Source organism: Streptococcus sp. SI1 (assembly GCF_030439945.1).
In the GTDB taxonomy this organism is placed as follows: Bacteria; Bacillota; Bacilli; order Lactobacillales; family Streptococcaceae; genus Streptococcus; species Streptococcus intermedius.
In genome coordinates, this window is sequence record NZ_JAQFJE010000001.1 from 419,457 (window position 1) to 432,635 (window position 13,179).

8 protein-coding genes and 1 pseudogene are annotated in these 13,179 nt (G+C 35.3%); all 9 read left to right on the top strand.

Annotation, left to right across the window (positions count from 1 at the left end; translation table 11 throughout):
- Position 1: 1 nt before the first annotated feature.
- The 9 genes and pseudogenes from thrB (at position 2) to PCY10_RS02195 (ending at position 12,853) form a co-directional block, all read left to right on the top strand.
- Positions 2 to 868: a homoserine kinase gene (gene thrB / locus PCY10_RS02155; protein WP_021002650.1), complete on the top strand. Its 867-nt coding sequence runs from the start codon at positions 2 to 4 to the stop codon at positions 866 to 868.
- 118 nt (positions 869 to 986) lie between these two features.
- A complete protein-coding gene (locus tag PCY10_RS02160; protein ID WP_021002651.1) occupies positions 987 to 1,916 on the top strand; it encodes a hypothetical protein in 930 nt (309 codons plus the stop codon).
- A gap of 150 nt (positions 1,917 to 2,066) precedes the next feature.
- Positions 2,067 to 3,395: a PTS sugar transporter subunit IIC gene (locus tag PCY10_RS02165; protein WP_009568743.1), complete on the top strand. Its 1,329-nt coding sequence runs from the start codon at positions 2,067 to 2,069 to the stop codon at positions 3,393 to 3,395.
- The gene (locus PCY10_RS02170; RefSeq protein WP_009568742.1) at positions 3,388 to 4,230 is read left to right on the top strand and encodes an alpha/beta hydrolase; all 843 of its coding nucleotides are present in this window, start codon (positions 3,388 to 3,390) and stop codon (positions 4,228 to 4,230) included. The genes PCY10_RS02165 and PCY10_RS02170 overlap by 8 nt, the downstream gene beginning before the upstream one ends.
- A gap of 200 nt (positions 4,231 to 4,430) precedes the next feature.
- Positions 4,431 to 5,269, top strand: a pseudogene (locus PCY10_RS02175) (aldo/keto reductase).
- A 578-nt stretch (positions 5,270 to 5,847) separates the two neighbouring features.
- Complete coding sequence (locus tag PCY10_RS02180) at positions 5,848 to 6,435, top strand: hypothetical protein (protein WP_021002652.1); 588 nt, start codon at positions 5,848 to 5,850, stop codon at positions 6,433 to 6,435.
- Entirely contained in the window at positions 6,416 to 9,625 is a 3,210-nt protein-coding gene (locus tag PCY10_RS02185; protein WP_021002653.1) for a type I restriction endonuclease subunit R, read from the top strand. The genes PCY10_RS02180 and PCY10_RS02185 overlap by 20 nt, the downstream gene beginning before the upstream one ends.
- A 199-nt stretch (positions 9,626 to 9,824) precedes the next feature.
- On the top strand, positions 9,825 to 10,730 hold the full coding sequence (locus tag PCY10_RS02190; RefSeq protein WP_021002654.1) for a DUF1837 domain-containing protein: 906 nt from the start codon (positions 9,825 to 9,827) through the stop codon (positions 10,728 to 10,730).
- Positions 10,727 to 12,853: a DEAD/DEAH box helicase gene (locus PCY10_RS02195; RefSeq protein ID WP_021002655.1), complete on the top strand. Its 2,127-nt coding sequence runs from the start codon at positions 10,727 to 10,729 to the stop codon at positions 12,851 to 12,853. Before PCY10_RS02190 ends, PCY10_RS02195 begins: the two co-directional genes overlap by 4 nt.
- The last annotated feature ends 326 nt before the right edge of the window (positions 12,854 to 13,179 follow it).

A 13,179-nucleotide genomic window follows, 5' to 3' on the forward strand; every position in this document is an offset into this window, starting at 1 on the left:
AATGAAAATTATTGTACCTGCAACGAGTGCTAATATTGGACCGGGATTTGATTCGGTTGGTGTAGCTGTCAGTAAATATCTGATTATTGAAGTTTTGGGAAAAAGTGATCAGTGGATTATTGAGCATGATTTAGGGCGGCGCATTCCTTCAAATGAACGGAATTTGTTGATTAAAGTAGCGCGTCGAATTGCTCCAGCCATCCAACCTCATCATTTAAAAATGACGACCGATATTCCTTTGGCGCGTGGTTTGGGATCTTCTAGTTCTGTTATTGTTGCAGGGATTGAACTTGCTAATCAATTAGCAAACTTGCAGTTATCAAATACTGAAAAGTTAAATCTTGCGACGAAAATTGAAGGTCATCCAGATAATGTGGCACCTGCTATTTATGGTAATTTGACGATTTCTAGTTATGTAAACGGAGAAGTTTCAACAGTTGTGACGAAATTTCCAGAAGTAAGCCTTATTGCCTACATCCCAAATTATGAATTGCGCACAAAAGATAGCCGTGGCGTTCTTCCAAAAGAGTTATCTTATCAAGAAGCTGTTGCTGCAAGCTCGATAGCAAATGTAGCAATTGCTGCTTTAATGAAGGGAGACATGGTCGCAGCGGGACAAGCTATTGAGTCTGATCGTTTCCACGAACATTTTCGCCAAGGCTTGATTAAGGAATTTCCCAAAATCAAGATGATGGCAAAAGAAAATGGTGCGTATGCGACTTATCTATCAGGAGCAGGACCTACTGTGATGATTCTAGTACCAAAAGAGCGTTCGAATACACTAAAAGAGAAGATAGAAGAGCGACAATTTAAAGGACAAGTTTTTGAACTTCAAATTGATTGCCAAGGGGTTCGAGTAGAAAAATAAGATAGACTAAAGAGTTGATATTCTTGCAACTCTTTTTATGTTTCTATAATAAATTCCCCTTGTATATCTATTCCAAAACATGCTATAATATATGAAGAATATATAAAGGGGTGTAATTATGAATAAACTTGATTTGCAGGCATTTGCGGATGAGTTGGGATTGCAGTTTGATGAAGTAGCATCTGTTATTTGGGGGCAAAAAGAGGGGTATACTTTGTATATTGAACAAACTGACCAAAAAAATCAATATCGTATTTGTTGTTCGGTAAAAAATGGCGAAGCTTTACCGTCTTTGGAAGAATGTAAAGAGTTAATAAAAGCTTCTAAGGACTTGAAAACCTATCAGGTTAATTTATATAAAGCAACTTTTTACACTAAAGCAGGTATGACTAAAGGAAAAACTCGTGCACATATTCAGCAGGGATTACAAGATATTCTTTCTTTCTTGAAGGAAAGAAATTTTACAAATGTGTGTGAACAAACTGGAAAAGTAGGGCAAGTAGATCTTTATCAAGTTGGAGGAAATCTTTTGCTACTTTCACCAGAAGCGTTTCAAGAAATAAGCTCAAATCTGTCTATTGAAAATCAATCTTATAATCATCAAAAGGGGAGCATCTTAACAGGAACTGTCGGAGCTTTTCTAGGGAGCTTGATAGGAGGAATTGTTACCTTAGTGATTGCACAACTTGGTTATGTAGCTGTTGTTTCAGGTATTATCATGGGTGTTTGTACAATCAAAGGATATGAATTGTTAGGTAAAAAGTTATCCAAAGTTGGGATTGCAATCAGTGTCGTGTTTATGTTTGTGATGATGTTGGTTGCACATCAATTTGACTATGCGATTCAGCTTGCAAAAACAGAAAGTTTGGATGTGTTTACTGCCTTTACTTATTTGACAAATTATATTTTGAAAGGAAATGAAGTACATATCTCTTATTGGACAAATCTTGGCTTACTATTATTGTTCACAGGTGCCGGTGCTGTAGGGACGATTGTTAGTGTTCTTTCTGCACAGTCACAAAAATATCTTACAAGAAAAGTAGGATAAGACGAGTTAACTGGCTTAGATTTTATCTGAGCCTTTTTGATTTGTATAAAAAGTCTTGAAGATGGCTTATATTTGTTTAACAGAATAGTTAGGGTTTGATTTTTGCCAAAGTTGATTGAATTGTTATTTTAACTATGATACAATCAAGCTATGATCTTTGATAAATTAGGTAGAAAAAAATTTGTAAATCAATATTTACTGAAAAAGATGATTGCTTTTCGACGGAATAGTTTTATTAAAATTACGCAAAAAACCTTGGTATCACTATTTCCTTTTTTCTTGCTAACAACGACAACAATGGTTTTGTCAGAGTCGGTTTTTTCAGTAAATGGTTATATTAACAACCTATTCAGTGTTCGCTCTTGGTTTCCGTATTTTTCGACAATTGGATTGGTTTTGACAAACTGTACTGCTTTGATAGGTGGGATGGCGGGCCCTTTAGCGACTTATTTTAGTGCGAAATATACGGCTGGTCACTATGGACGTAGTACAGGAACGGCAGGAATTACTGCTTTTATTTTTAGCTTGTTAATTCATTCGCGAAAGTTATTCTCCGTACTTTTAAAAGATGGCGCCTTGACGAGAATCAGCCTTCCTGTCAATATCAATTTAGTAATTGCCATATTGATGGGTTATATAGTAGGGCAAATCTTTCGCTTTTCAAGTCCAAGTGATGATCAAATCGTGGATAAATATTTTGTTTATCGTCCAAAAACAGTTCGCCCCATTCTTTCTTCTTTGTCTCTAGCACTTGTTTGCAGTTTCTTTCTGTTCCTAGGTAATCGTTATAATGTATTTTCGACCATTTCTAATTTTTTTTCAAACTTAATTGTTAATCGAAATAATATCTTCGTAATTGAAATGAACACTGCCTTACGGACTTTTAGTGCTTGGATTGGAAATAGCAATCTCTTCAACAATATTCCTTTTATCAATGATTCGTTTGCATTAGATAATCTTAATTATGCTTTAAAACACCATACGACGAGAGGAGTTCCTTATCTCTTTTCCTCAACAAACCTTTATGATGCCTATGGTGCCTTTGCAGGACTTGGTGGAGGATTGGCACTCTTGGTTGCTATTTTATGGAAATCCCGTAGCGACAAAGATCGTGATGTTAGTTTGAAAAGTATTTTCCCTTCTCTTTTTAATCATGGCGCTGCCTTCATGGTCGGCATTCCTATATTTTTCAACTTTCTTTTTTTGATTCCTTTTATTCTTGTACCCATGATAAATGTCTTTATAGCCAGTATTTTTCTTTATTTCAGATTAATGCCACCAGCTGTGTATCCAGTTCCTAGCGGAGCACCGAGTGTACTATATGCTTTCATTGGGACAGGAGGAAGTTTGCGATCTCTAGCAGTTGGGATTTTCATTTTTATCATTGATGTCATGATATATCTTCCGTTCGTTACATTTAATGATCAGATTCATGATGAACTTCGTCGAATAGATCCGAAAGGAGGTAAGCATGACTAAACAAGTAAAACTTGTTTTGCTAACAGTTTTAATATTCCTCATTGTTTTAGCAGTCCCTTCTTATAGTTGGACAAGAAAAAATATCGATGAAATTGCTAAATTTTATAATGCTCGTTTGTCGCCAATCATTATGATACCGGGAAGTTCTGCTACAGAAAATCGATTCGATGGTTTGGTTCAGAAACTAAATCAAAGACGTCGTGGGGTTAAGCATAGTTTACTTAAAGTGAAAGTATGGAACGATGGACGGATTACTTATAGTGGTTCGATTGCTGCTAATGACAATGAACCGATTATTGTTATTGGATTTGAAAACAATAAAGATGGTTATAGTAATATCAAAAAGCAAGCTAAAATGGTTAACGCTGCGTTTGAGGACTTGCAAGGAAAATATAATTTCAATAATTTTAAAGGATTGGGGCATTCTAATGGCGGTTTGATTTATACAGCATTTATCGAGAATTATCTTGGAGATTATGATGTGAATCTAAAAAAGTTAATGACAATCGGAACGCCTTATAATTTTACTGAAACAAATATTAATAACAAAACAGAAATGTTAGCTGACTTTATTAAGAATCGTAAAAATATTCCTAGGACCTTAGCGATGTACTCCGTAGCAGGGACTATTACTTATGATTCGGATGAATTGGTTCCTGATACAAGTGTAAGTGCCGGTAAGTATATCTATCAAGGACAAGCAGCTCACTATACAGAAACTACTGTCACAGGAGAAGATGCACAACACTCTGACTTGCCAACCAATGATGAAGTTGTGTCGTTAATCCAAGAACGCCTTGTAGATAGACAAAACCAGCGAAATCAAAGAAATTGAGAAGGAGTAGGACAGATGACTAGGGTTGCTGACACAATCTTGGTCATCTATCCTAGTATCTTCTTTTTTTGTTGTTATAAATTATGAATCGGATGATAATTGCTATTCATTTTTTGCATACTACTCTGCAATTTTACTATTGTACTTTTTCTGAAAAGAGCGTTATACTTATGACAAAAATTACGAAAAAAGGAAATCACATGCAAAATATAACCTTAAACAACGGTGTCGAAATTCCAATTTTAGGTTTTGGAGTGTACCAAATCGCTCCCAAAGATACCAAAAGTGCTGTGCTAAATGCTATCAAGGCAGGTTATCGTCATTTTGATACTGCTCAAGCATATGCCAATGAAAAGGAAGTAGGCGAGACGATTCGAGAGTCTCGGATTGACCGCAAAGGTTTTTTCATCACTAGTAAAGTTTGGCTATCCAATTATGGGCTTATGCCTCGGTTTTAGAATCTCTTGACAGAATGGAGTTAGATTATCTGGATCTTATGTTGCTCCACCAACCTTTTGGTGACTATTACGGTGCCTATCATGCTTTGGAAAAACTTTACAAAGAAGGAAAACTTCGAGCGATTGGTGTGTCTAATTTCTATCCAGATCGTCTCAGCGACATTGTAGCTTTCAATGAGATTACACCACAAGTCGATCAAGTGGAAACTCACCCACTGAATCAACAGATATTCGCACAAGAAAATATGATAAAAAATAAGGTGCAAATTGAATCTTGGGCTACTTTTGCAGAAGGTCGTGGTGACATTTTCAATAATCCAATTCTCAAAAGTATTGCTGATAAACATGGTAAATCCACTGCACAAGTCATGGTTCGCTGGCAAGTTCAACGGAGAATCGTTTGCTTGACTAAGTCTTCACGTTTTGAGCGAATGAAGGAAAATATTGATGTTTTTGACTTTGAACTCAGTGCAGAAGATATGGCAAAGATTGCAAGTATGGACACCCAAACCAGCCTTTTCTTTAATCATCAAGAAGTCAGCACAGTAGATCTCTTTTTAGGATTTCTGGGGAGAAAATGAGAACAAGATTTGAGTTTGATTTCAGAAAATAACTATGTTAGTTTTCATTCAGATAACATTTTAATAACAATTGGGTATAATTACTTGATTTTCGCTTGAAAAGGATTATTATACATGTAAGTAATCTGATGTAAAGAATGCTTTATTATAATTTTTGAAAGGTTATCTAATGTTAACTCCAAAATTTAGTCTATTTGTTCTTGCTAGCTATTTTATCTTACCAATTATTGCATTGTTATTTCCAAACAAATATGTTAAATTAATCGTATTTGTGATATTTCTATTAGAAAATATTTTGGTGATAGGTCTGTATATAAAGGGCAAGTATTTTAACTGATAGCCTTATCTTACAATACAATAGTACTAAGAAAAAGCCTAACTTTTTATTTTGATTGAGTTGGGCTTTTTAATTTCTCAAATCCTTATATCGCTAATGTCTAATCTCGGAGTAGATATGCCTATTTCAATTTATTTTGTAGTTTTTGAAAATTACAAAAAACACTTGACAAATTTTTGATTAGTGGTAGAATAATTTTGTAACGATAGATATAGTAATTTCAGAAAGGCACGGTTTTATAGTGAAAGTGACAGAATTCATCACATTTGAAAGTGGATCTCCTCAATTTAGAATTAAAGAAACTGTAGATAAGGCTGCTCCCCTCTATTTTTTTTACGGACAAAATGAGCTGGAAAATGATTTATCCCAAATAGAAATGAATCAGAGTGAAACAAAGAGCATTCGGACTTTTGATCCTGTTTTGACAGTTGCAGAAGGAGATATTGTGTTTAGTTTAATATCCGGGAAAGCGGCAATTGTCGGGAAGAATCACGCAGGCTTCTTAATCACTCAGAACTATCTTAGATTAGTTGTAGATACTCCTGTCATACCAAGTTATATCGTCTATCTTTTAAATGAAGATTTGAGCATTAAACATCAATTTCAGTTGAGTTTACAAGGTTCTTCAACATTAAAATACACAGTAAAACAAGTAAAAGAGTTACGATTGCCAGCATTACCGACTATTGAGCGTCAATCTTTAATAGGAAAACTCTATCTAAAACAACTTCATTTAGAAGCACTTCAAAAACACCTAATAGAACTCAAAACGAAACGATTGCTATTTCAACTGAAGGAGGCAAGCAGCCATGAAAGAAGCGCAATTTGAGAAAGAACTTATTGAATATTTGTCGACAGGTACGATCGTTCAAGATACAAGTGATTCGACAGTTCATGATCGTCTAGCAGATTATGTGACGAAAACCAAATTATGGACTTATGAACCGTCCATTAAAACGACGGAAGCGCTCTGGGAGAATTTCAAGAAGATACTGGAGCAGCACAATTATCAAAGATTGCAACGTCCACTTAGCCCGACTGAGTTTGCTCAAGTAAAAGCGATTATCTCAGATCTCCACACGCCATATATGGCAGGTCAGTTTTTGTATGGGCTGAATGGCATTTCAGAGATTGGAATTGACTCAGATGACGGACAGCATATATTTTTGACTGTCTTTGACCAAAGACAGATTGGGGCAGGTGACACCATTTATCAGATAGTCAGTCAGATTGAGCGGCCTGCAGTCATCGCTGGAAAGCAAGATCGTCGTTTTGATACAACGCTTCTGATTAACGGCTTGCCAATTATCCAGATCGAAGAAAAAAAGGATACTCATGATGTCAATGAAGCACTCAACCAAATGCACCAGTATATTGAAGAAAATCAATATCGCGATATTTTTTCAACCGTACAAATTTTAGTTGCTATTACACCAAATAACGTCAAGTACATGGCAAACACAACTGCAGATAAGTTTAACAAGGATTTTGCTTTTAACTGGCAGCGTAAAAGTGACAATAGCATTGTCCGAAATTGGAAAGAGTTTGCAGACTCCATGCTCTCTATCCCGATGGCGCACCAGATGGCGACCAATTATATGATTTTGGATGGAACCAAAAACAAACAGATGCTAAAAGTCATGCGCCCCTATCAGGTCTATGCCACTCAGGAAGTCATCGAAGGACTAAAAAAAGTTGATTTTGAAATGGGTACCAATAAAGTGGGCTATATCTGGCATACGACGGGGTCTGGGAAGACCATTACCAGCTTTAAAACAGCATGGCTAGCTAGCCGTATGCCTAAGATTGATAAGGTTGTCTTTGTCGTAGACCGGATTGCTCTTACCAATCAGACAACCGAAAATTATCAAGCCTATGATCCAGATGGAGCGGGTGAAAAAGACGATGGTAAAATCTTTGATACAAAAAATACAACTGATTTAAGCCGAAAGTTAAAATCAAAAGAGAATGGTATCGTTATCACATCGATTCAAAAACTGAACACACTCATCAATCGTAAGTCCTTTAAATCACCTGAGAAAAATATAGTTTTTGTAGTAGATGAAGCACACCGGTCAACCGGCGGCAGCTCTTTCTCAGATATTCAAAAAGCCTTTAAGCGAGCAGCCTGGGTTGGCTACACGGGGACACCGATGTTTGACGATATGGGAAAAGAAGTGCGGACAGAGGACGTTTTTGGCAGACTGCTGCATGCCTACACCATCCGTGAAGCGATTGCGGATCGCAATGTATTAGGATTTAAAGTCGACTTTGAGACCACCATTAGCGAAGAAGAAATGAAGGAAAATTACCTACCAGCTTTCTATCGGGAACGCTATCCAAAGTGGTCCGAGGAGCAGATTCAGGAAAAAATCGCCAATCTTTCGCAAGAAGATATGGATGATGCCGTGGAACCCAGCTTTTATGATGAAAATGAAGCCCATGTGAAAGAAGTTGTAAAGGATATTTTTGCTAACTGGCGTAATCGTTCCAGTGACGGTAAATACAATGCTCTCTTGACTACTCATGTCGGTGGCAACAAGGCCAGCACGCCAATGGCGATGATGTATTTCAGAGAGTTTCAGCGGGTTAATCAAGAGTTGCTCGAAGCTGAAAAAGAGAGTCAAACTTTGAAAGTGGCAGTTACATTTAGCCTTAATGCTTCTAACAATGATAGCATGGTAGCTACCAATAAAGGGCTACATGAAGCTATGCAGGTTTATAATGATACTTTTGGCACTAAATTTGGTTTAGACAACGTCTCAGGCTACACAGAAGATGTCACTTCACGATTGAATAAAACGGCCGCAGATGGACAGTTTCTAGATCTTGTTATCGTGATTGATCAGCTTCTGACGGGATTTGATGCTCCAGAGCTCAATACACTATATGTCGATCGCACATTGAAAGGCGCTGGGCTAATACAGGCATATTCACGAACGAATCGTGTCTCAGACATGCAGGAAAAACCATGGGGGCGCGTGGTGAATTATCGCTGGCCTGCTCAGAATGAAAAGCTGATGAATAAGGCATTGGCCATCTACGCCAACAAGGATTCTGCCAAACTTTCAGACAAAGAACTCCACGAGCAAAATAAGGAAGATGGCATTACTGCGCCAGAGTTTAGAGAACTGTTTAACAAAGTGAAGCAAATCGTTCAAACTCTGTCAGAGATGACGGATTCTTTCACCCAGCTTCCACCTTCTGAAAAGAAAAAGGAAAAAATGTTGGAGTTGCTTCAGAATTATAATGCTGGCATTGCTAAATTGAAGCAATATGATTATAATCCAGATAGTGATGTAGTAGAAGGTTTCGACTATGATAACCCGGATGCTCTCATTGAAGCTCTGGGCATGACAAGCACGCAGGAAGTAATGCTGACAACTGTTTTGACAAATGAGCTCAAGACGCACCTTTCTAAAGCAAAGAAAATTCCTTTCTATCAGATTGAGCTGAGGATGACGCATATCAAGGATGTGAAGGTTGACTACGACTATCTGACAGAATTGGTAGAAGCCCTCTTGAATCAGGTACACGAAGGTCGGATAGAAGAGGCAGAAGTAACACAGGAAAAAATCAATCAGTTTGCCAATGGTTTGGACGATCGAAGCTATGCTCAACAGATTGTGGATGCAGCAGATATGATTATCAAAGGGCACTTCCCTCCGGCTGGCAGTGAGTTCCACTATCCCGCTAAATTGAATGAAGATGATAGCAAGAGTATTATTCAGGAGGCGAGTACTATTAGTCTCGACCGGACGCTGCTTGATTTTCGTTTGAAGTGGGGAATTACGGACGTTATCACCAGTAGTCAAATGCGTCAGTTGTTTAGCCGTCACCGCTTGGGGCAGCAAGATCTGGATGATACAGGGCAGATACAAGATATTGTGACCCAAGCCAGCAGCAATTATAAAGTCATGGCTAGTGATGACGCTGTTCAAACTCTCTCAAAAATCAAATATCGGAATAGCCTGCGTCAAGCCATTTACCAGCTGGCAGATGATTTGACAGAGAGATGAGATTGACAAATAATCGAAATAAACGTAGTGATAGAGCTAAGATTGTAGCTTACCTTCTGCGGCTCCTATTATGGATATTTTTGTACGTATCAGTGCTGAGTTATTTTGTGATAAAATTAACTAGTGTTACAAGGGGTGAGGGAGTAAAATAATATTTATTTAACGTTATTTAGGCGAATTTAAGTTGGAGATTTGAATTATGAGTCATAATCATTCAGAACATTTAGAAATTAAAGAGAATGTTCATACGTTTTATATAGGATTTGATTTGGATAATTTTGGGAAGATATCACAAGTAAAATCAAGATTCTATGATGAGTTATTTGATGATATTACTGCCTTTGCGTTTGGCACAAAGAATGTGATGGAAAGAATAAAAACACCACAAGATATTTCTGTTGTACAAAGAGAAGCGTTTAGAAAAATGTATAATATTCCAGAGTTACAAGAAGCGAGTAAGTATTATCTCGAGTCTAATAATGTGGAAGATAAATATTTGAAACGTGGAGAATTTGGAGAATTACTCTTATACCATCTGTTGCATGAATATTTTAATGCTGATGCTCTAATTTCAAAAATATATTTCAAAGATAGTATGGGTTTACCTGCTCACGGATTTGATGCTGTTCATGTTGATTCAAAAAATCATATACTATGGCTAGGGGAATCGAAATTATATTCAGCAGCTAATTCTGCGATTGATGCTTTGATGAGAGATTTGGAGGAGCATTTTAATACGAATTTTTTTGATTCTGAGTTTGCTATTATTGATAACCGAGTTCATGATAGTGGTATTGAACTTGATGATTTCATGAAAACTCTGATAGATCCACAAACGAAAGTATTGAACAGGTTAGCTAATATTAATATTGCTCTTTTCGCAGGTTTTGATAGCAAGTCACTTCAAGATTATAGTGACGACCAAACCTTCAAAGAAAATTTAGAGAGTGAAATTAACTTATTAAGAGAAAGAGCAAATAAAAAAATTGTGAACCATCCATGGAACGAACATTTAAATCTTTTCTTATTCTTATTTCCCATTGATAATAAACGTGAATTTGTTAAAGATTTACACTTGAAACTGAAAGGAGCTCAGCAAGGATGATAGATATGGATGATTTTTTTAAATGTTCTGAGTTAAGAGATTTTGATGATAATTTTTCTTTAATTAAGTATGTTTCCAGTAAAATTGATGAGTCAGAAGCTCGAAAAATCATTATTCACATCTTAGATATTTGGGATAATGTAAACAAAGAGGCAAAAAAAATATGGATTGATTTAATTGGTCGAGCTGGTTTTTATCCTTATTTTATGGATAAAGTAAAATCACAAGAAAGGGTTCATTTATCTGTTCAAACCCAAATAAAAACAGAATTTTTTAAATCTGATTATCTTCCAAATGTTTATTTTCATGAGCAGCAAAAGGAAATAGAACAGGCTCTATCAAACGGTGAGAATGTTGCTGTTAGTGCACCAACGAGTTTTGGAAAAAGTTTATTGATTGAAGAAATTGTTGCTAGACGAAAATTCAATAATATTTTAATTATCCAACCCACTTTAGCTCTAATTGATGAAACAAGGAAAAAGCTATCTCACTATAAAGATTTTTATAATTTGATAATTAATACACGCCAAAAAGTAAAAGAGAGAAATATTTTTATATTAACTGCTGAACGTGTATTGGAATTTCCCGATTTACCCCACATTGATTTTTTTGTTATTGATGAATTTTATAAGATTAGTAACCGTTTGAATGACAGTAGAATTGATGCTTTGAATGTTGCGTTGCTTAAAATTATGAATTATAAACCTCAAGCTATGTTTTTAACACCAACAGTTGACTCATTGTCTGAAACTTTTAGAGAAAAATATCAAATTAACTTTTTTAAGACGGATTATGCATTGGTAAATACAAATGTTATTGAAGTAAGAAACAAAAATAATAATACTTTAACAGGAAATTCTAAAAAGAATAAATTATTTAAGATGTTGTCCGAACAAGACAATTCTAGTATTGTGTATGTCAAATCACCTAAAGAAGCTTACAAGTTGGCTGGAGAATATATAGAATATTTAAAACAGTCAGATTATGAAATTAGAAATAATGACTTAGAAATATTTGATTGGATTGATGAAAATATATCACCAGATTGGCAGTTAAAAAATTTATTAAAATATGGCATTGGTGCTCATAATGGAGCATTGCCACGACATGTTGTTACTACGGAAATCGATCTTTTCAATGAAAGAAAGTTACAAGTCCTTTTTGCTACTGTTTCCCTAATTGAAGGGGTAAATACTGTTGCTAAGAATATGTTTATTTTTAGTCAAAATAAAGGAACTAATAAAATAGATTTCTTTGATTTTGCGAATATAAGAGGACGTGCAGGCCGAATGAACCAGCATTTTACTGGCAATGTATATCTATTTATAGACAAAATAGAAGGTGAAGAATTTGTTATTGATGTTCCAAGTATTGACCAGTCTCCAGTGTCAGATGAGATTTTAGTTAATATTCCAGATGATGAAGCGAAAGAAATTGAAAGAAAGCATGAGCTGGAAAAAGATTTGGATGCAGAAATTCAAGATATTATCAGAAATAATCTTATTTCCATTAAAGGGCAAAAGTCGTTATATAAATATATCGAAGAAGAAAAAGAAAAACTCACCTTCTTAAAGTGGGATGGGGTACCCGCTTATGATGAACTTTGGCAAACATTATATTTAGGTTATAAATTTTTGAAAGAAAACGAAAATGAAGGTTTCGTTAAGAATAAAGCAGTCACAGCGTTAAAATTTGTAAATCAACCGCTGAAAAAAACTATTAACGAACAATGCGAATATTTTGAAAGCGAAGGCAAGAGAGATTCCTTAAATAAAGCAATCGATCATGTACTAAAATTTCAAAGGAATGAAGCAAGTTTTGAGATTCCAAAGATTTTAGCTGTTGTGGATTCTATTCAAAGGTATGTGTTCAATAAAGCATATATGAAGGCTGGAGATTACACAACATTTGCCTCTCTTTTAGAAAACGAACAAGTTGACGAAAGGCTACAATTTCTAATTGATTATGGTGTGCCGAGTTCAGCAGTAAAGAAAGTAAAAAAATTACCTAAAAATCTTGAGGAAGACTTACAAATAATACAGTATTTAAAGAATAATTTTAAAGATTTTAATGATAACCTCATTGCTTATGAAAAAAAATTATTATGGCAGGCCATTGAATAATTTTTTAAACGTATTTTATGGTTATTTCAATAATTACTTTAATAAGTCTAATGAGATGCTTATGAGGAAATTAACATAAAAGTGACTCCATGTACGTGTAAGTTATCGTTTATTGACTTATTTCTATTAGGAAATATATTGATTTTTTGTAAGGAAGAAAATTATTTACAATATTGTTGTTCTAGTTGAAAAAATAGTGAAAGCTGTTATAATTAAATTATTAATAGCGGTAACGTTTTTCGGAACTTATTTAAGGGCACTGGACGTAAAACACCGGTGTCTTTTTACAGATATGATGAAAATTTTAACAAAGTCAAATTAAGAAA